Genomic DNA, 20,497 nt, shown 5'->3' with positions numbered 1-20,497 from the left:
ACTCGAACCCTGCAGATGCAGGCTTGCAATGGTCAGGCGCTCTTCAGGTTGAAGTTGCTGGTACTTTCTTTCGTGCATCGCAACACCTTATACGAAACGGTGTTGCACTTCAGATTTGAGGCCGCCCGCTTTTTTTCGGGGCCTTTTTACGAAGAGGCATCGATGATGCGGGCAGTCCATTAGAGAACTCGCGCTGAACGACAACTTGACAATACTTTTGAGGATTCTATGAGAATTGCTGTCCTAGACGACGATCAGGCACAAACCGACTTTTGCTCTCAGACGTTATCGCCGGCAGGACATATCTGCCACGCGTTTTCCTCAGGCCGGGAACTGGCACGGCAACTGAGACGGCAGACCTTTGATCTACTCATACTCGACTGGAACGTGCCAGACATGTCGGGCAAAGAGATCTTGTGCTGGGTTCGAGGTAGCCTCTCTGAACGACTTCCTGTTCTGTTCATGACGAGCCGCAGCAGTGAAGCGGATATCGCGTCAATACTTAATCACGGAGCCGACGATTACGTCGTCAAGCCGGTCCCTGGAAGTGTCCTGCTCGCGCGCGTCAGTTCGCTGTTGCGACGCACCTATCAGTTCAGTGCTGCTGGGCGCGAAGTCTATGGAGATTACGACTTCGATCTGATTGCGAAGCAGGCGCTGCTTAAGGGTACCGCTGCTGCGCTGACCCCAAAGGAATTCGAACTTGCACTGCTGCTGTTCCAACACTTGGGCCGACCGTTGTCTCGCGCCCACATTCGCGATGTAATCTGGAATCAGATCGCCGAAATCTCGTCGCGGACAATTGACACGCACGTGTCGGTACTACGTGCCAAGCTCAATCTGCGCCCGGAAAACGGTTATCGGCTCGCAGCGGTTTACGGTTATGGCTATCGCTTGGCTCAGGTGAATAGTGTCGAGACACTCGAGCGTACGTCCCATTAATCGCGCACCGATGACGTCAGCGGACAAATGGTAATCGTGAAGCCGCGATTTTGATTTCTTCTTCTCGCCATCTTCGCGACGACCTCAGCAACTGACAACGTCGCTCGAGCGCAACGGAATAGAGGACGGACTGCGGTCGCTGGTCGGTTCGATTCCCGTTTCACATCTCACGGTGGTGCAGGCCCGAAACCTTCCGTGCCATGCGCTGGCAGCGTCAAGCCTTGAGAGAAATTAATCTACGCCCAAATACTTTGGAAACGTGGCGGATGAGCCGTTGCGCGTCTCGTGGCGCAAAGTGCGCCGAGTTTTCTTCGGTAAATCGCCAATGTCGTGCCCAGGTATTTGCGGGCCTCAGCCGGCGAGCGCGTGAAGAATGAATTTGCCACCTTTGACGACGCCCATACGAACGAGGCTTATCGCGCGGAGCCGCTCAATCAACCGTCTGCTTGATGGTGTTTGCCGTCGATAACGGCTATCAAACCGTTGTATTCGCCGCGACGGGCCAGCGACGACAATGCCTATGGCCTTCCGGGAACATCGGAGTTCACCAAAGTTTTCCCCTGAAGTTGGGCAATGATTTCCCGCCGTCCTTTTGGAGAGGCTCGAAGCAGGAGGTTCATTGTTACTAAAAATTCGCGCTCTTCATTCTTTTGGAGATTGACGAACGCGAGTAGCGCCTGAACAGTTGCGGCCTCTTTGTTATTCGACATTTCGATTTCCTTTGATCTTCACACTACATCGCAAGTTGTAAAACTGCCGAAGAAGGGAAAGACTTATATCGCCCTGAAAAAATCAACCAGAACTCAACAAAAATAACAGCCAAACGTTGCTAACTAAAGTTGCAAAGGTTGCCCGAGAACGCACTGCGTATTGCCGATACAAGCTCGCCGACGTCAGCACTCTTTAGAATAAGCGAATGCACTCCAATCCGCGCGAGCGACCGTCGAAGATCAGGGTCGCCATTCATACTGAATACGATGATCTTCAAATCCGGAAAACACTTTCTCAAGAACGCCAGATAGGGAACTCCGTCGCCGTATTCGCCTCCGGGCATCGCGTCGTCAGTGACGAGTACATTGCAGGGCACGCGAGCAAGACGTTCAACAACCTCAGTCGAGTCGCACGCAGTCGCTACCATTCTTAAATCAGTATGTCCGCTCAGTACCATTCTGACACCCGATAATACGACAGGATGGTCATCGGCCACAATAATATTGATTATTCCTTGCACTTTACTACCTCGCGATCTATCGGAAAGACAGTTTTCCGCGCCATCTCGTCTGAGTCACGACTCCAGGTGCACAATCCAAAACCCTTCATTGCCGTGAGTTTTATGAATTCAGATCGCACTCGGAATATTCATGCTGGAATAAAGCACTTGCTATGCAAATAGCATCAACCAACGCCTTTCATACATTCTATTTTTCTGAGTATCGACGGAAATGCGACGGGTGTTATTTTTCTTTTACACCAGTCGGACTCGTCATAAATTTGTTTTTGGGGTTGTGGCGGCGCATAGAAAGAGGCTGGAGTTGCTCCTGTAACTCAGGACGTGGACACCGTTAGGTTGATGGCGCAGCAGTTCGCCGGAACCCGCGAGCGAAGCTGCGCGTGCGATGGTCGATGTAGGCAGGGCCGTTGTCCGACAGCCGTTCGACGGCCGCATCCGCCTGGGTCGCTCCGAAGCGTCGCTCGACCGCAGCGAGCATCACATCACGCACGACGCGTCGTCATTATGTGCGCCAGTAGTCGCTGCCCAACGGATGTCACCTACCGGTCATGGCAGTCCAGCGCGAAGGTCCCACGTAACGGCGAGCCATCGTCACAACGGAACTCGAAGTCTTCTGAGCATCAGCGGGCATTGCTCCGATCAACGGCGACGAGTCCATCACGCCAACGATGCTTCGCGCTCGCGTGAACTGGATAAGGCTCGACGCTCTTGCGTGACAATGGCAGTACCAAGCCCGACATCAATCCTCAAGCCTGACATGGCGATATGGCATCCTAACGTCTGCGCTCCAGTTCATATATATTCGTCAGATTCGTCGACTCCTCCTTTCAACAAAATCGCTCGAATTCTTTCCACTAAATAGTACCAGGCATTGGCTGACGATTAGACACCCGTATTTGGGTGCGGATTCAACCGGTCGATGCAACAGTTTGATGAAATCGCTCAGCTGGTGTGTCGAAGTTTAGTGTTTTCCGAGGGCGTTCATTGAGCCGCCTTGCTACTGCATTAAGCCGGGCCTGTGAGTAGACGGAAAGATCGGTACCTTTCGGGAAGTACTGCCTCAGCAATCCATTCGTGTTTTCGTTCGAGCCGCGTTGCCATGGATGCTGCGGATCGCAGAAGTAAGCTGCGATGTCAGTAGCCACCGTGAAGCGCTTGTGCCCAGCCATCTCTTTGCCCCGATCCCAGGTCAGTGATCTGTACAGTTCCTGAGGCAGCTTGCCAGCATGTTTTATGAGGGCGTTGACGACGGTCTCTGTATCCTTGCTGGCAATCTTCACCAGCATGACGTAGCGGGTTTGACGTTCGACGAGAGTTGCAATCTGGCTGTTCGCGTTACCAAACAGCAGATCGCCTTCCCAATGCCCGGGTATCGCACGGTCTTCCGCTGTCGCGGGGCGTTCACTGATCGATACGGCGTCGCAGATTCTGCCGTGATCGTCGGTCTTCATGGTGTGGTGACGTGAACGACGCATCGCCCGCGTCCGGCGCAGATGCTCCAGCAGTTCCTTCTTTAGCGCGCCGCGGGCCTGTATATAAAGGCTCCGGTAGATAGTCTCGTGCGACACCTGATAGTCCCCGTTGACCGCATATGAGTGCTTGAGCCAACCGGCAATCTGTTCTGGCGACCACTGCAACTGGAGTTTGCTCGCCACAACCCGGGCGAGCTCGCGGTTCCTGACGAGCTTGCATTCCTTGGGACGACGGGCACGATCCCAGGCAAGCGCATCAGCCTGATTCGCCCGATAGCCTTGAGATCCACCATTTCGCCTGATTTCCCTACCGATGGTGGACGGTGCTCTTCCAAGCCGGCTGGCCACCGAACGGATCGAGTCCCCGGCTACCAGTGAGCGCGATACCTCCTCGCGCTCGGCTAGCGTCAACGCCAGTCTGGAACGACGTCGCGGCGCCGGCTGTATTCCGCCTGTCTCAGCGAGAATTCCCTGTATCGACGAGTGATTCCGATCGAACAGTTGCGCAATATGCTGGAGCGATTCACTTTTCCGCCAGAGTTCCCACATTAACGCTTTCTGGCTCTCGCTGTAATAGATCCGGGTTCGGTACTTCATTTGCAACACTCCCGCCGCTCACGCAGCTTCTATTGTGTTGCATCGACCGGTTGAATCCGCAGCTATAACCTGACATTCGCGTCGATATCCTCTGCGTGAATCGCGGAGGCCGAAAATCCGCTTTCATATGCAAACCTGAATAAATCAGCGTCACGTTCTATGCCCAGCTTGCGCATCGCCGCCCTTTTCTGTGCGCTCACTGTCTGCTTCGTCCGATTCAACTGGGCGGCTATTTCGTTAATCGTGACGCCGGACACGTACAGACGTACAACCTCGGCTTCCCGCCCCGAAAGATTGCGCGGGGGTATGGCTTGCGTTGGGCCGACTCTTCCGAGTTGCTCGCGTGAAGTCGGTGAAAAGTAGGTTGCACCCGCGTGAACTGCATGTATGGCGGTAATCAGATAGTCAACATCTTTCGATTTGTTCAGTACGGATTGGATACCAATTTTCCGCATCTTGGAAGCAATGGCGAAATTGTCGATCGTGGTAAAGACGATTATCTTAAGGTCGGGATATCGGCGCTTTAAGAACGAAAGCATGGCCATCCCGTCACCGTATTCTCCCCTAGGCATGGAGTAGTCTGTGATGAGAATGTCACATTCGACATTTGACAGAAAATTGACGATTTCCGTCGAATCCTGCGCCGTCCCAAGGACGCTGAGAGTATGGACTCTGGATAGTTCATATTTGACGCCAGTGATTAATGCCGGGTGGTCGTCTGCAAGTATCAGCTTGATTTTCATTGCTCTCTCGATCGGTCAACTGCATTTATGAATCGAATTTTGAAATGCTTAATGTAACGGCGGCCATCGAGGGCGGGTATCTTACTAGCCTCATTCAATCCACCAAACTGTCTGACTGATCCGAAAAACCAACGGGATATATCTGGAGATAGCGCATTGCCATCCGTATGATCCGACGACGGAGTGGTTCGTTTTCAACGAGCTTCGGGCGGCGAGAGCGTCAGTCGGATATTGCTGGGACGGTCTGGAATTCACATACGAAACGGTGCGACGCTGGTCGGTGAATACCCAAGGGTGTCTTCGAGGCACAAGAAGCTGCAACCGGAAATCCGATTCTGAATCGCTTTTTCTACTAGATTAGTATAACAAAGGGGGTGTCCGGAATTTTGTGTAAACGGGTTGAGGTTTAACCCGGCACCAGCCGCTCTTCGAACTGGATCGTGAAGCGGTTCAGTGCGGCCTTCCAGTCGCGGATCGGCATCGTCCACTTCTTGCTGATGTTGTTCAGGGCAAGGTAAAACAGCTTGGTGACGGCCTCATCGGTCGGGAACGAGCTGCGGGTCTTGATCACCTTGCGCAGGCTCATGTTGATCGATTCTATGGCATTCGTGGTGTCCCCCAAGGGGACTTCCTCCGGGGTGTAAATCACCTTCCTGATTTCCCGCGGGTAATCGAAGAACGGAATCACGCGTGCCCAGTTGCGCCGCCAGCTCTGCCCGATGGAAGGGTAGTCCTTGTCCCACCTGGCCTCGAAGACGCCGAGCATCTGCTCGGCCAACTCTACGGTCGATGAAGTGTAGATCGTCTTCAGATCGGCGGCGACTTCCTGCTGTATTTTCCACGGCACGAAGTTCAGGCTGTTGCGCACCATATGCACGACGCACAGTTGCACGGCCGCCTTCGGATAGACCGCTTCAATGGCTTCAGGGAAACCTTTGAGCCCGTCGACGCAGGCGATAAAAATGTCCTGCACGCCGCGCGTCTTCAGCTCAGTGACCACTTGCAACCAGAACTTTGCACCCTCGGTCTGGGCAATCCACAGTCCCAGAACCTCCTTGTGACCGGTCATGTTCACGCCGATGGCCAGGTACACTGCCTTGGTGCGCACCGCGCCGCTGTCGCGCACCTTGACGTGGATGCAGTCGAGATAGACGATCGGGTAAAGCGCATCGAGCGCACGGCCTTGCCAGACCTTCACCTCCTCGCTGACGGCGTCGGTGACCGCCGAGATGAGCGTGGGCGACACCTCCGTGCCGTACATCTCTTCCAGATGGCCCTGGATCTCGCGCACGCTCAGACCTCGCGCGTACAACGAAATGATCTTATCGTCGAAGCCCGTCCAGCGCGTCTGATGACGCTCCACAAGCTTCGGCTCGAATGCGCCCTGACGGTCGCGCGGAATATTGAGCGGCAACTCGCCAAACTCCCCCTGCAATGTCTTGGCGCTATGCCCATTCCGGGTGTTGCCAGTGGCATTAGTCACCGCTTCGCTCTTGCCATGGCCCAGGTGCTCGGACATCTCCGTCTCAAGCGCTCGCTCCACCAGCATCTTCGTGAGCTGCTTGAGCAACCCGTTCTCGCCTATCAGATCTTCCGGCTTCTGGTAGTTCGCCAGCAGGCTGTCTGCCAGCCTGACGAGTTCAAGATCGGGTTTTTCTCTTTTGTTGCGTTTCGCTACGGTCATCTGTGCTCCTGTTGCTGACAGTTTCCTGCCAAATGACCGTTTACACAAAAATTTTTACGCCCTCAGTTCTTCGAGCCCAACAAACGTCAAACTTCAAGTGGATCAAGTCAGGATAGTGGCACTCAACTGGCTATCGAAAGCATCAATCATGTCCTGCGCCGCCCCGACACCCTCCTTCGATATCGCGACTTCCATTTGAGCGCACTGCTCTGCAAGCGTGCGGTATCCAAACACATTTAGCGCGCCCCGCAACGAATGCAACTCGGCGAGTATCCGGACCGCGTCGCCGGCATCGTACGCGGCATGGATCGCCGCCAGCGCCTCTTCGCACGATTTCAGGAATGTAGCCCGCACGTGGGCTGGCATTGCACGGCCGCCCAGCATCCCATCACGTTTCCTTTCCTGTTCCTCCGCCTGCACCGCCACACCCGGCACGCCGTTCACCTCCGACAGCGTTGCCGACAGCTCGTCCAGCTGCAGTGGCTTGGCCACTACCCGCATTACCCCGGCCGCCTCGCAACGCGCTCGCTCCTCCTGCGACACGCTCGCCGTCGCCACCACGATCGGCATTTCTGGCCAGCGTGCCTGTGCCTCTCGCACGAGCCCATAACCGTCCAGCACCGGCATCGCCAGATCGGTCACCAGCACATCGAAGCGCTCCCGTGAGAGACGTTCCAGCGCCTGCAGCCCGTCTTCCGCCACCTGCGGCTCACACCCGAGCATCTTCAACTGCTCGCTGAACAGTTCCCGGTTCACCGCGTTGTCTTCCGCCACCAGCACCTTCAGCCGGCGCGACAATCCCCGCTGTGTCTCTTTGCCCGCCTCCAGCGGCATGCCCTGCAAGGTATGGCGTAGCGCCGCCGCCAGCCCTTTCAGACCATAGCATGAGACCTTCACCGCCCTTCCCGTCGCTACGGGATACGCCGGTCCTTCCGCGCTGCAGTCAATCATCCAGGACGACGCTTCCAGCAGACGACGGACGTCGTCCGCATGCCAGGTGTCGTGCTCGCCGCAGACAATCAGGGTATCCGCCTCCTCCAGCGTCTCCAGATCGAGTTGCGCAGGATGACGATACGCCTGTACCTTCAGCCCCCAGGCCTCCAGTGCCGGCACCGCATACGCGTGCCAGGTGTCCGCCGCCGCGACGAACAGCACCTCCTCGCCCTCGAAGTGCGGCATATCCAGCCCAGGCTCGCCGTGACAGTCGCCCAGCGGCACCCGCACCGTAAAGAGGCTGCCCTCGCCGGGCACGCTGTGCACTGCGATCGTGCCTCCCATCGCATCCGTCAGCCGCGCGCATAATGCCAGCCCCAGACCGGTGCCACCGAAGCGACGGTTGATCGTCGTATCCGCCTGGCTGAACGCGCGGAACAGCATCGCCTGCTGCTCCGGCGATATCCCGATCCCGCTGTCTTCAACTTCGATCACAAGCTCTGGCTGATTATCACTGCCCGCTTCCGCCGACAGTCTCAATGTCACCTCTCCGTGCCCGGAAAACTTGATGGCGTTCGACAGCAAATTGTTCATCACCTGGCCAAGCCTCGTCGGATCGCCCTGCATCGGTTGAGTGGTCGATGTGCCAAATTCGCCCGACAACCTCACGCCCTTCGCCCGCGCCACCGGCCCGAACATCGTCAGAGCCCGCGAGGCCACCTCCTGCGCGTCGAACACGATCCGCTCGAGCGTCATCTCACCGGCCTCGATCTTCGAGAAATCCAGCACGTCGCTCACGATTGCAAGCAGTCCGTCCGATGAACCCCGGATCGTTTTCAGCCGGTCACGCTGCAGCGCATCGAGCTGCGAGTGCGACAGCAGTTCGAGATTCCCCAGGATCGCGTTGAGCGGTGTGCGGATCTCATGGCTCATCGCCGCCAGGAAAGCGGATTTCGCGGCATTGGCCGAGTCCGCCGCCTGCTTTGCTTCACACAGTTGCCGATTGAGGCGCTTTTCCACCGTCACGTCCGTGAACGCCGTCACCAGCACGTCCTCGCCCTGGTAGCGCGCCGGCACGACACTCACCGAGAGATCCATCGTCCCACCCTCGCGTGTCGGCAGCGACCACGCCTCGTGCGCCATGCTGTTTGTACCGGTTACACCGCTTACATCTGCGCGTTGCCGGTGACGGTGAACCAGTTCTGCCGAAAGTGTCCGTGCCGCCGGCAGGACCACCCGCGCCGCGGCCTCGATCATCGTCGGACTGCGCAACAACGGCTTACCGCTCTCCACGGCAATCAGCCCCAGCCCTACCGGTGCCGTCTCGATCAGCGCGCGGCTCAGGTGCTCGCTCTCGAACACGCGTCGAGAGCGCTCAAGAACAGGCAGGAACACGCGCCGGTTGAACAGTAGAATCAGCGACCACACCACGAGGAGGATCACTCCAGTCGTCGCGGCCGACGTTCCAATCTGACCAGTCAGTGCCCGGGCAATCGAGCGCCACGACTGCACAAACACGAGCGTTGCGCCAGTCTCGCCGATTGGCCAGCCAAACAGCATGTGGCCGTCACGAAAGATCCTGCCTGTCGGCTCGACAATTCCTGCGACACCTAAAGCACGCGCGGTATCCGACGCCTTCGGGTCGACCGGTTGACGCGAAAATGAAGTGATAACCTGTCCATTGCGCGCGAAGAGCATAAGAGAGCCGTCAAGCCCACTCTCCCCTAGAGCGGCAGTGATAATGGTGACCGGTAACTCGTAAACAGCGACGGCGAACGGCTTCCGCTCCTTGTCAAACAGGGTCGCTGCAACTCGAACTGATCGCCTGCCGCTTAACGGACTATCGTAGGGAGGGAGCCACCGAAATGCACGCCCCCCGGTGCGGGGATCGAGCAAGGGCACGTCTCGCGGAACAAGGAGATTGCCGCCAGGTCCCGCGAGTGCAGAAAAAAAAGCAGCACGATCGGCAAGCAACCTCGCCATCCGGGCATCGCCAGGCGATGGTACCAGGATGAGCAGTGGACGGTCAGGCCTGTACAACCAGAATGTCAACAGGCCTCCGTTCCGTTCGGAAGCTGCCGTCGCCGCCTGACTTATCTGTTTAGCAAGCCGAATGTACCGGGTTGCCAACAAATCGGGAGGCGTTGCAGACGAGGCACCCACCACGAGCACCGGCAGATGATCTGGGGCCTGCTGAAGACGAAGCATCTGGCCATTGCCTGTGAACTGTTCGATAAGGCGTGGCTCGGCCTGTTCGCCGGCCCTCCAGGCGACCTCGATGAGCCGTACGCCGTTTTGCATAAGCACGACGTTGCGCGAGTTAAGGTCGGTGAGCCGGTTCACGCCGGACATCAGTTCTTGATGCTCGAGCGCAACATAGGTACGTACAGTGGCCACCGTGTTCAGGACGAACGCAACCAGCACCACCGCCGTTACCACTGCCCCGCCGCCGAACATCAACAAATGCTGATAGCGGCGAAAGCGGTCCAATACATTGCGTTGTGCGTATGGAGTCATAGGTGCCAGCGGAGTTGACGCTTTCGCCGGGTGCCCCCTCGAAGGAAGGTTCACGTGGCAGGTAACAACCTGATTATCCACCGCGCGGCGCAACAGCGAAACGCTTCTTTACACGCGTGCTGACGGCCTGGGGGGTGTCCGGAATTTTGTGTAAACGGGTTGAGGTTTAACCCGGCACCAGCCGCTCTTCGAACTGGATCGTGAAACGGTTCAGTGCGGCCTTCCAGTCGCGGATCGGCATCGTCCACTTCTTGCTGATGTTGTTCAGGGCCAGGTAAAACAGCTTGGTGACGGCCTCATCGGTCGGGACTGCGATTGCCCCACAGCCCTTACCCAGCAGGGCGCCGACGCCGGGACCGGATTGACGAACTCTGCTACACCCCTCGGCGAGGTCAATCCTTCAGCGTGAGCGACAATACCCTCACAACCAGTTCCTGATAGCTGATACCAACCGCGCGAGCAGCCTTCGGCAACAGCGAGTGATCGGTCATTCCTGGTGATGTGTTCACTTCGAGGAAGTACGGCTTGCCCTCGCCATCCATCATGAAGTCGACACGCCCCCAGTCCCAGCAACCGAGCACGTCAAACGCGCGGCGCGCGAGTTGCTTCAGGCGCATCTCTTCCTGGGATGCCAGTCCGCATGGAATCAGGTACTGCGTCGAATCGTGAACGTACTTCGCGTCATAGTCGTAGAACTCGCCCGCTGGCACAATTTGGATGACCGGCAGATCGAGGTCGCCCGCAATGCACGCAGTGTATTCACCGCCGCCTTCGATACTCTTCTCGACCAGCACGATAGCGTCGAACTTTGCTGCTTCCGCGATCGCTGAGGGTAGCGCCTCGGCCGCTTTTACCTTGATCACGGCGACGCTTGAGCCTTCGCTCGCCGCCTTCACAAATAGCGGCAACCCGAGTTGCGCGACGATCTCCTGCGCACGCGCATCGTAATCGTCGCCGCGCATCACGGCCTCGAACGGCGGCGTCGGAATACCCAGTTGCTGCCACACAAGTTTCGCGCGGAACTTGTCCAGCCCGAGCGCCGAACCAAGCACGCCGCTGCCCGTATATCGGATCCCATAAAAATCGAGCGCGCCCTGAATCTGTCCATTTTCGCCGTAGCCGCCGTGCAGCACGTTGAACGCGCGCACAAAGCCCTCGTCCTTTAACGCTGACAACGGCCGCGTGGATGGATCGAAGGGGTGTGCGTCGACGCCTGCATCGCGCAGTCTCTGCAACACGAGACAACCAGATTTGAGCGACACGTCACGCTCGGCGGACACTCCACCAAACAACACTGCCACCTTGCCGAATCGCTTCGGATCGATACTGTCCATCGAGCTCCCTATTTATGCGCAAGGCACCTTTATCTTCTCGTCCGCTAATCGAGACTTTGACCAGCGAGGCCGGTATCTGGGGGTGCCCCTAACGCGCGACAAAAGACATAGTCCCCTGCTCAAACCCACGACCATCGTTTCGCGATCATCCCATCGCAGGCAACTTCGGCACGAGCCCGGTTTCGAAGCGTCATACAGCCAAATCGGAACAAAAATTGAGGCGGCAACTTTCAACCACAAATCTCACTGTCGAAGCCAGGGACGCAGCGAATAACAAGCAACCAGCCGTGAACAAGTTTAGGAAAAATACCGTCAGGTGTCCATCGACAGTGGATGCTGTTCCGGGCTAACGTAACGACGGAAACAACTACCCAAACGAAAGCGCGCGGTCTGTCCGATCGGCTGCCGCAGGCTGACGGCGACAACGACACAACGAGCTTTCGGACCACTACGAATCGGCTGCATGGGTCGCTTGACGGCATCAACGTCAGCCCCCACGCCCGGCCCGATTTGCTGACCAATGCTCCTCACCATGACAACGCCAGTCAGTGCTCCCTGGAGGTCGCACCTTTTCGTGGCTTACTTAACCTGCGACAGGTCAAGTTCTGCAAGCGCCATCTGGATTTCCTTCGCTGATTTCCCTTGAGCAAAAAGCGTTGCAGCGCGTTTCGCGTGTCCGGCGAGCAGGTGATGTTGCGGCCCGGGAGCATGGGCGTAGATGTGATGCGGCTGGAGGCCGGCGGCACGCAGACGGCGGACATAATACAGCTGGCTGTAAAAGGGAACCACACGATCCTCCGGATCAGAAATCACATAGATTTCCGGTCGTGGATCCCGGCGAATGCGCCCGATTTCGTCGACAGGATCGTAATAGCTGCGGGCATCGTAAAGCAGTCGACCGGGGATTTCCCGCTTGTATTCCCAGTACGCCGCGACCTGTTTGGCGGAAACAAGGGCAGAAGAAACCACCGATGCCGCGACGTCTGCGCGTCTGTTCAGGAGCGCAGCGGCGATCTGGCCTCCTGCGGAATGTCCGGTCAGAATGAATGATGCAATGTTGTAACGCTCCTTGAGCATGTCCAATGCGCGGTCCATCAGTTCGATCTCGCGATGCGTGCGGCGCAAGTTATGGTCGCCAGAGGACCCATAGATACCCGGCCGGGCAAGATAGAGCGTGGGACGGCCGGAATCAGCGGACCATTTAGCCATATCTTTCCCAATCTCCATTGGCGAAACAGACAGGTAGGATTGTGTAACGTACCTGACTCCCTTCGTCGTTCTCAGCATGACATCCCCGCTGAAATAAACCAGCACAGTGGGGCTTTCGCTCCCGGACAATCCATGCGCGTAGTATCGAATGCAATCTCCCTTGCCGTTGACTTCGACCCACAGGCTATCGGGCACTCGCGCGCAGTGTTCCGGTGAACTGAATGAACCGTTCAGGGCTTGTGCGGTATCGAATGGCTCGCTTCCCACAGGGATATTAAGCTCCCCAGGCCGTGGAGTCTCAAACGGCCCCAGTGTGGGTCGGTCCGCCAGACTGGGTTCGGTAACGCCCAAAACGCCAAAGACAACGAACAGGAAGCGCCGGAGTCTCCAGCGCAGAAGGTGCGATAAACGCCGACAATGTCGGCCAAACCATTTCATAAATAAGGTTCCGTGAGGTTATGCAGAAAAGACAGAAATGATCAACGATGGCCATGCGCGCGGGCAACGAACTCGCCTGCACCAGACGCAGGCGAGCACCTTGGGTAGTACGGCTGATTTGGCATTCGGGCCCCGCGCTGCGCGCAGACTACCCCGCGCGGCTTACCGCCATCGGGGGCGAGCGCTGGAAGCTTTCGGGTCGTTCAGGCACGCCTGAAGACCCATTGCTCGCAGGGCCAGAGGTCAATGCTACTTTTGCGCGCCAGCCCTCAGCCACGCTACGACCTCATGGAGACGCGTACTGTTCGAGCCCTTGAGCAGCACTACGTCCTTGTCGACAAGCTCTTCTTGAAGTGCAAGCTTCAATTCGTCAAGCGAATTCGTGTAGCGCCCATGGCGTGCAGCCGGCAACCGTTCCCAGAAGTCGGTATAGAGCTTGCCCATGACATAGACGCGATCGATCCCGCAACGCTCGACCACTGCAGCCAGGTCGGTATGAAGCAGCGACGCCTGGGGACCGAGCTCCGCCATCTCGCCCAGCACAGCGACTCGTCTGGCTGCATTCTTCATGTCCCGCAAATGTTCCAGAGCGGCCTGCATCGAGCCGGGATTGGCATTGTAGGCATGGTCGACAATGGTCACGTGCCGTCCGTCGAGCGTCAGCTCAAACTCCTCGCCGCGGCCGGACAGGGCAGCAAAGCGTGCGATCCGTTCGAGCGCAGGTTCGAACGGATAGTTGAGCGCCGAGACAGCGGCAAGTACTGCCAAGCTGTTCAACGCCATGTGCAAGCCTGCGGCCCCGATCGGATAGGTGATATCGCGCCCTCTAATACGCGCATCGACCCGCTGCCCCGACGCGTCATGATCCACGAGTTGAAACTCGCTCTCGGCAGTCGTGCCGTAAGTAAAGATTTTCAGATCCCGTTCGATGGCCGCCTGGTAGACGGTATCCCATTCCAGCATGTCACGATTGAGCACCACGACACTTCCCGCAGACATGCCAAGAAAAAGCATGCTTTTGGTCCGGGCAATATCAGTGATTGTGCTGCTTTTGCCGAGGTGCGCAGGCTGGATGTTGGTGAAAATGCCGACGTCCGGGCGGGCAATGGCCGCGCTCTGTCTCATTTTGCCCACGGCAACTTCCAGGACGACATGAGGGGTGTCCCACTTGATTGACGCAAGATTCCAGCTCACACCTTGGGGAAGGTTTGCGTTGAACGCGCTCGCCGCTGTCGGACCGTAAGCATTGAGGGCGTCAGCCAGCATGGCCACGAGCGTGGTCTTGCCAGCGCTTCCGGTCACCGCCAGGACAGTGCCGCTCATCTGGCTGCGTGCATAGGCTCCCATCGCAAGAATTGCCGTGGCCGTATCTGCGACATGCAGGACCGGCAAATCGGCAAGTTGAGCCTGCACATCAGAATGGCTCGAGATAACACCCGCCGGGCGCGGCTGCATCTGTCGAATGACAGGAACAGGGATCCCCCGGCTTACCTCACCGGTTCGGGCAACCACGACGTTTCCAGGCTGCATGGCAGGCGCGTAAATGCAAAGGCCGCTCGCCGTCCACCCCAATGGCGGCTGCTTGAGCCACGTCCCCTGCGTGGCCGCCTCGATCAGGGAGGCGTTCCATTCCCGCCCCGGCGTAGAGGATACTGAAGCCTGCTGCGCGTTCAGATAGTTCAGATAGTTCAGATACGCGACGAACCCGGACAGATAGTGCTCGACATCGTCAATGCGGACCCGGAAGGCATGGTGGCGAATGAAGAAGCTGCCGGTGATCCTGCCCGGATTGGCAAAGTACATGGCAAGTTCCGGCCAGAAATGGCCATCTAACAGGCGCTGCGCCCGCGCATGCAGTGCATGGAAGAACTTATCCAGATCGACCTCGGCAAGCAGGTGCTCCAGGCCGGGCTGCTGCTGCATGCGGCTAATCATCTGCTCGGCAGCCGTCATCAATTCAAGCAGGGTTGGAAACGTCGTCACCCTTTCAGCCACGAAATCAAGATAGGTGGCGAAGTTCTGGATTCCAAATTTGTAATACGCTTCCAGTGGCCTGTGACGGGTCAGTTCGTTCACACAATAGCTGAGCCAGTGGTCATGCGCCTTCCAGTGTTTTGCCTCGATGAAATGGCCGAACGCCTTTTCTACTGCTGCGAGCCACCTCGCATCGCCAGTCAGACCATAGAGGCGCATCAGGCCGAAGGCCGCTTCGCCATCGTAATAGATGATCCGGAATGCCTGCTTAACCGACAGATCCGGATAGTTCAGCACATGGCTGAATTTGCCGGTGTCCGCATCCTGCATGAAGAGGATGCCTGTTGCGAGCTGTTCTAGCAGAGTCAGATATTCGTCTGAGCCGGTCAGCTGGCTGTATTTGACCAGCGCCAGAAGGCACACGCCGTTGCCACCCAGTTTGACTTCGCCCTGCCGGTCAACCAGAAACGCCGCGCGGGCACCGGACGGCAATTCCGCCGGCATGATGAGTTCATTGACGAGATAATGCAGCGCTGCGTCGATTGCTGTCTTGAGGTCGTTGTCCTGGGTCACTTCCCAGGCTTCGAGCATCGCATAGACCGAACTTGCATGACGCAGGGTGTTGTAAGTGCCGATTTCGCGATCGAAACAGGGATGCCAGCCATAATGAAAGCGCCCGCCAGGCTGTACCTGGCCGGCCAGATAACGGCTGCCGGATGCGACGAGCGCCCTGACGTCTGCCGGCCGGAGATGTTCGATGATGCGGCGGCCCGCGTTCAGACCCGTCCCGTGCAGAAGGTGTACCTCCGGCGCTTGCAGGCTTGCGAACGCCCCACGGGTCGAGAACACATTAACGTTTTGCTGATCCTCGAAATTCACGCTGGCAAGCTGGTGCCGAATGGCGGCATACCGTTCGAAGTTCTTTGTGTTCACAACCGCATGCGTCTGTGCCGGGCCGCCATACAGCATGGCATTGCCATTCAGTTCGGTCTCCAGAAAGGCATGCCTGAAATTACTGTCCAGCGACAGGCCGCAACGAAAATAACTGCGCCGGGTCTGTTCGAGGCGGCCCCGCAGTGCCTCCCACGTCATGCCTTCAACGCTGGTAACCCAGTCCACCCGAAGCCACTGGACGACCAGTCCGGCCGCGCCGGCAGCCTGCGTCACCTGCTCCATGCCTGCGTCCCAGGCCTCGGCAAATGTCGCCGCCGTTGCGGTCACGACGTCGGCCCGCCGCTGCCCGTCGCTCCATGAAAAGAACAGGACAAAGGGCGGCCAGGACGCCGCAAGGGGATTGACCTGCGGTTCAACGACGGAGCGCAATCGCGCGAACAATGCGGCGAAGCCTGTGGGGTTGGGATGCGCGTGCTCAGACGGGGTAGATGTCATGTGGTTTTACCCTTGGGTAGAGGCAGCCAGCACGTCTGCGGCCAGATACCTGGCGACGATGTCTCGTCTGGCCGCAGCCATTAAAATCTTACCGAACACGATTCGCCCTTCAGTATATACATTTGTTGTTCGAGATTTTTGCAGGGGCACGATCCGCGTGGATCGAAAGACTCATGCTCTGCACTCCGGCAAATTCTCCAGCCGCCAGGATCTGCATTTCAGCATCGCGAACCCTGAATCAACCGCAATTAATCCGTTGCAGCCCGAAGATCTGACTGCACCTGACAGTGCCCTTCATTTTGAAGATTCGTGTCTATCGGCGTTGTTCCGGTAGCCGCGAGCGCTCGCTGCCACTGCCTGATGAACTCACGTTTGCTCGATCGGGACGCAAACACGAACTCGTTGAGCTTCCCGTTAAAAAATACCTGATCCCTGTCGCGCAACTCTGCATAGGCGAGCAGCACATTGATTGCAGGAATCTCTGTTTGTCTGGTCATCGCGACACTCCCGTTCTCGGAAGGCCCTCACCGTTTGCCCGGGCATGCGGTAAAGGCCGGTAGGTACGCGACCTTCCCGATTCAGGAAGATCGCGCCTCAGGGCTCAACATCAGGGCTCAGCATCCCCCCATGCCTTTATCGGGCCGGGCCCGACAGACTCAGTTGCACCACCACCCGGCGGTTGGGCTCATTGCAGGCAATCTTCTGCTGCATCGTGCCGCTGCAGTCGGCGACCACCGGATCGGAATTGCCCGCACTTTCCGCGGTGATCTTCTGCGCTGGAATACCCTGCTCGATCAGCATCCGGCGAACCGTCATCGCACGCTGCTCGCCAAGCTTCTGCGCCGCTGCGTCCGAGCCGATCAGGTCCGCGTGGCCGATCACCGTCACGGCTTGCAGCGAGGTGTTTTCCGCGCGAATCTGCTCAGCCAGATGTGCAATTGCCGCATGGCCTTTGACAGTCATGTCGCGATTGCCAGACTTGCCGAAGGCGAACAGCGTGTCGCCCTTGAGCGTGTATTCTTTCGCCGCGACAGGCTGCGCCACCGGGGCTGACGTCACCGGGATCGACGCAGGGTCACACGCCTCCACTGCCGATGCGCGGGAAAGCACGTGCATCTGGGCGCGCATGCCTTGCAACTGGGCTTCGGCTTCGTTGCGCGGCACCATGATCGGTGCGTCATTGCTGCCAGCCGGCCCGACCTTCACGAAGTAGGTCATGCCGCCCTTCAGTTCTGCGCTGGATCGCCCGGTGGTCTTGCCTTTGTACAGCGGTGCGTCCTGAATGTAGGCGCCCAGCATGTGTTGGCCCGGCTTGACGCAGAAGATGTTGTAGCCATTGGGCAGCAACGCGGTCTGCAGTTCGCCATCAACGTAGACGTCGGCAGCGGCCGACCGGCCCGCACCCGCGGATGCATCACGGTAGTAGACGATCTGCGCCTGCTGGGGGCCGACCTGGCCAACCGGCGCGTAGGTCTGGCCGAATACCTTGCCGGGCTGCGTACCGGCACGGGCCGTCGGCGCCGTGCCGGGTGCGGCTGCCTGGGTGACCGGCGGCTGCGGGTTAGAGAAAGTCTGTTGTGCGATGGCGGGCAAGGTACCCGCCGTCACGAGCAATGCGCCTGCGAGCGCACACTTCAAGGTTTGATTGAAAGTCATGTTAGTTCACCAAAGTGGTACCCCGAACCGCACGGTGCGGTTCAGGGTACGTGGTCAAATGATTGGTCAATTCCTGGGTCCGCGACGCAGGTCATGCGTCGCGGACCCTCCGGAGGTCAGTGGTTGTTCAGCACCGTCTCGACACCGTGCTGCACCAGCAGTTCGGCGTTCAGACCCGAATGGTAGAAGACGTCATACTCGATGCCACCCACAGTCGTGTTGCCAGACTGTTGCGTCCAGTCGCCGATGTCGCCTCCGTCCGGCAGCAGATCGGACAGTTCGACCTTGTCGCCCGCATCGCCCTTGACCATCACTTGCGTGCGGCCGTCAGCAATGAACAGGTCCTTGCCGCCCAGGTCAAGTACATCGCCCAGCGCAAGCCTGAGCGTGTTGTTGCCCGTGCCGGTAATGTCGAACACTTCGATCGACGACAGCTTGTCGTGCAGGGGGGTCAGGTCCAGGGTTTGGTCTGCGCCTGTCAGCTTCAGCGTATCGGTACCACCGTTGCCCTCGATGTGCGAAGCAGCCCTGTCGAGTATATCCACGTTGTCCACTTCAAAGAGGTTGTCCTCATTGGTGCCGTAATAGCCTCCTTCAGACACGACATGCTGCAGTTCCGTGTCGACGGGGGTGTCCACACCACCGATAGACTTGTAGGAGAAGTCTGTAAGCCAAACGCCGTTTATTTCATTGACGAAAACCAGCTTGACCGAGGCGATAGGCTCGCCGCCTGACGGCACTGTAAAGTTATAGATTCTGTCAGCACTAGTATTCGCAAAATTGATTCTTCCAATTTCGTGTCCTGCCGCATCAAGATAGACTGCATAGGAGGCGCTGCTGTTACAAGAGACCAGGTTATATGACACTGAGCTTGCAGGACTATCTAGCGTGATAACTGCGTTATAGCTCGTTGTGTGATTCAGACCATCACCACCCCAAGTCCCAAGTGCAAGCCCTCTATCACCCAGGTAGTCAAAGTAACCGTCGAGCGAAGTCTTGGACGCCACCATTGTAAAACCGTTGAACTGTGTGAGCGACGTGGATGTTTCAAAGTCCTCCAGAATTGTCACGGGCGGCGTGCTAGCCGCCGTATAACCAGAAACATTGCCAGCCGGATCAACAATCGCAGCACCACACGCTCCATCTGCATTGCCGACGTCGATGTTCACCTTCCCTGCAGCAATATCGGCGGCGGTCAGGCGATAGTCGAATCGATAGTCGCCCACGGCAACGTTGACGAGATCACCCTCTGCGACACTCTTCGGCAAATCCACGGTGACGACACTGCCAGTATGGTTGACCGAAAGCGGCGCGGCCGGGGCGATCGTATCGAGCACTACCTGTTGCGACACCGCATCGCCGCAGTTGCCTGCCTCATCGACCACGCGCGTCTGGATCGTCCAGTCGGCGTCATGCACCGTATTGTCCTGGAACTCCCAGTTGCCATTGTCTTCGACCAGCGCGTCCTGCCAGGTCCTTCCGCCGTCCACTGAGACCTGAACCGTCTCGCCAGGCGCGAGTGGCCCAGTCAACGAACCCGTAATCAAACGGCCCGCCGAACCATCATTGGTCAAGAAGTCGCCGTGGGACGAGCCGCTGTCCTTGCCCATTGACGTGATGATCGCCTGAGCATCCGGCGGCGTCGTATCCACGATTACCGTCCACGGATCCGACGGCTCACTTTCGTTGCCCGCAGGATCGCGCTCCACCACCGTGAACTGATGCTCGCCCTCTTCCAGCGGCGTCTCAGGCGTGAAGCTCCAGTTGCCCTCCTCGTCCACCGTCGTCTCGCCAATCGGCGTGCCGTTGTCGATCACGATGATCGTGTCGCCCGGTTCACCCTCGCCCACCAGCGTCGGCGTCGTGTCGTCCGTGCTCTCACCATTGCCCACCGGACCCTGGATCGGACCTTCGTCGTCAATGACTTCGTCAATCGACGGCTTGCCCGGCGGCGTCGTATCCACGATCACCGTCCACGGGTCCGACGGCTCACTTTCGTTGCCCGCAGGATCGCGCTCCACCACCGTGAACTGATGCTCGCCCTCTTCCAGCGGCGTCTCAGGCGTAAAGCTCCAGTTGCCCTCCTCGTCGACCGTCGTCTCGCCAATCGGCGTGCCGTTGTCGATCACGATGATCGTGTCGCCCGGTTCACCCTCGCCCACCAGCGTCGGCGTCGTGTCGTCCGTGCTCTCACCATTGCCCACCGGACCCTGGATCGGACCTTCGTCGTCAATGACTTCGTCAATCGACGGCTTGCCCGGCGGCGTCGTATCCACGATCACCGTCCACGGGTCCGACGGCTCACTTTCGTTGCCCGCAGGATCGCGCTCCACCACCGTGAACTGATGCTCGCCCTCTTCCAGCGGCGTCTCAGGCGT

General features: G+C 58.2%; 14 protein-coding genes and 2 pseudogenes. 2 read left to right on the top strand and 14 right to left on the bottom strand.

Translation table 11 applies throughout. The annotated features are described in order from the left end of the window. Together F6X40_RS41960 and F6X40_RS38575 are read left to right on the top strand one after the other, a co-directional pair. Nucleotides 1-183: hypothetical protein (locus F6X40_RS41960; protein ID WP_222946282.1), on the top strand; the 183-nt coding region annotated here is incomplete at its 5' end. Between the two features lie 45 nt (nt 184-228). Beyond that, nucleotides 229-942, top strand: a complete 714-nt coding sequence (locus F6X40_RS38575; RefSeq protein ID WP_187631497.1) for a response regulator transcription factor — start codon at nt 229-231, stop codon at nt 940-942. Between the two features lie 518 nt (nt 943-1,460). Here F6X40_RS38575 and F6X40_RS38570 read toward each other — a convergent pair. The 14 genes and pseudogenes from F6X40_RS38570 to F6X40_RS38505 all read right to left on the bottom strand — a co-directional run. Further along, a complete protein-coding gene (locus F6X40_RS38570) occupies nt 1,461-1,652 on the bottom strand; it encodes a hypothetical protein (protein WP_184074360.1) in 192 nt (63 codons plus the stop codon). A 119-nt stretch (nt 1,653-1,771) separates the two neighbouring features. Next, nucleotides 1,772-2,149: a response regulator transcription factor gene (locus tag F6X40_RS43725; RefSeq protein WP_410452669.1), complete on the bottom strand. Its 378-nt coding sequence runs from the start codon at nt 2,147-2,149 to the stop codon at nt 1,772-1,774. Nucleotides 2,150-2,537: 388 nt separating this feature from the next. Further along, a pseudogene (locus F6X40_RS38560) lies at nt 2,538-2,841 on the bottom strand (IS3 family transposase); the annotation flags it as partial. Between the two features lie 240 nt (nt 2,842-3,081). Continuing rightward, a complete protein-coding gene (locus F6X40_RS38555) occupies nt 3,082-4,242 on the bottom strand; it encodes an IS30 family transposase (RefSeq protein ID WP_187631496.1) in 1,161 nt (386 codons plus the stop codon). Nucleotides 4,243-4,304: 62 nt separating this feature from the next. Next, nucleotides 4,305-4,985 (bottom strand): response regulator transcription factor, encoded by a 681-nt coding sequence (locus F6X40_RS38550; RefSeq protein WP_187631495.1) that lies wholly within the window; start codon nt 4,983-4,985, stop codon nt 4,305-4,307. A 406-nt stretch (nt 4,986-5,391) separates the two neighbouring features. Continuing rightward, nucleotides 5,392-6,669, bottom strand: a complete 1,278-nt coding sequence (locus F6X40_RS38545) for an IS256 family transposase (protein WP_187631494.1) — start codon at nt 6,667-6,669, stop codon at nt 5,392-5,394. A 102-nt stretch (nt 6,670-6,771) separates the two neighbouring features. Then, nucleotides 6,772-10,092: an ATP-binding protein gene (locus F6X40_RS38540; protein ID WP_187631493.1), complete on the bottom strand. Its 3,321-nt coding sequence runs from the start codon at nt 10,090-10,092 to the stop codon at nt 6,772-6,774. A gap of 193 nt (nt 10,093-10,285) precedes the next feature. Further along, a pseudogene (locus tag F6X40_RS38535) lies at nt 10,286-10,426 on the bottom strand (IS256 family transposase); the annotation flags it as partial. Nucleotides 10,427-10,511: 85 nt separating this feature from the next. Continuing rightward, nucleotides 10,512-11,453: a D-alanine--D-alanine ligase gene (locus tag F6X40_RS38530; RefSeq protein WP_187631492.1), complete on the bottom strand. Its 942-nt coding sequence runs from the start codon at nt 11,451-11,453 to the stop codon at nt 10,512-10,514. A 579-nt stretch (nt 11,454-12,032) separates the two neighbouring features. Next, nucleotides 12,033-13,100, bottom strand: a complete 1,068-nt coding sequence (locus F6X40_RS38525) for an alpha/beta hydrolase family protein (protein WP_187631491.1) — start codon at nt 13,098-13,100, stop codon at nt 12,033-12,035. Nucleotides 13,101-13,349: 249 nt separating this feature from the next. Continuing rightward, nucleotides 13,350-16,463, bottom strand: a complete 3,114-nt coding sequence (locus tag F6X40_RS38520; RefSeq protein WP_187631490.1) for a UDP-N-acetylmuramoyl-tripeptide--D-alanyl-D-alanine ligase — start codon at nt 16,461-16,463, stop codon at nt 13,350-13,352. Nucleotides 16,464-16,711: 248 nt separating this feature from the next. After that, on the bottom strand, nt 16,712-16,960 hold the full coding sequence (locus F6X40_RS38515) for a hypothetical protein (RefSeq protein ID WP_187631489.1): 249 nt from the start codon (nt 16,958-16,960) through the stop codon (nt 16,712-16,714). 136 nt (nt 16,961-17,096) lie between these two features. After that, a complete protein-coding gene (locus F6X40_RS38510) occupies nt 17,097-18,056 on the bottom strand; it encodes an OmpA family protein (protein ID WP_262421709.1) in 960 nt (319 codons plus the stop codon). Between the two features lie 179 nt (nt 18,057-18,235). Further along, nucleotides 18,236-20,497: Ig-like domain-containing protein (locus F6X40_RS38505; RefSeq protein ID WP_262421708.1), on the bottom strand; the 2,262-nt coding region annotated here is incomplete at its 5' end.

Source organism: Paraburkholderia sp. UCT31, from assembly GCF_014397655.1.
GTDB classification, from domain to species: domain Bacteria; phylum Pseudomonadota; class Gammaproteobacteria; order Burkholderiales; family Burkholderiaceae; genus Paraburkholderia; species Paraburkholderia tuberum.
Note: the sequence above shows the minus strand (reverse complement) of the source record. Positions and strands in the feature narration are given on the sequence as shown.

Bases quoted from the DNA above. Each gene is read 5' to 3' on its own strand.
- F6X40_RS38575 (WP_187631497.1), top strand. From the start codon at position 229: ATGAGAATTGCTGTCCTAGACGACGATCAGGCACAAACCGACTTTTGC.
- F6X40_RS38570 (WP_184074360.1), bottom strand. From the start codon at position 1,652: ATGTCGAATAACAAAGAGGCCGCAACTGTTCAGGCGCTACTCGCGTTC.
- F6X40_RS38555 (WP_187631496.1), bottom strand. From the start codon at position 4,242: ATGAAGTACCGAACCCGGATCTATTACAGCGAGAGCCAGAAAGCGTTA.
- F6X40_RS38550 (WP_187631495.1), bottom strand. From the start codon at position 4,985: ATGAAAATCAAGCTGATACTTGCAGACGACCACCCGGCATTAATCACT.
- F6X40_RS38545 (WP_187631494.1), bottom strand. From the start codon at position 6,669: ATGACCGTAGCGAAACGCAACAAAAGAGAAAAACCCGATCTTGAACTC.
- F6X40_RS38530 (WP_187631492.1), bottom strand. From the start codon at position 11,453: ATGGACAGTATCGATCCGAAGCGATTCGGCAAGGTGGCAGTGTTGTTT.
- F6X40_RS38525 (WP_187631491.1), bottom strand. From the start codon at position 13,100: ATGAAATGGTTTGGCCGACATTGTCGGCGTTTATCGCACCTTCTGCGC.
- F6X40_RS38520 (WP_187631490.1), bottom strand. From the start codon at position 16,463: ATGACATCTACCCCGTCTGAGCACGCGCATCCCAACCCCACAGGCTTC.
- F6X40_RS38515 (WP_187631489.1), bottom strand. From the start codon at position 16,960: ATGACCAGACAAACAGAGATTCCTGCAATCAATGTGCTGCTCGCCTAT.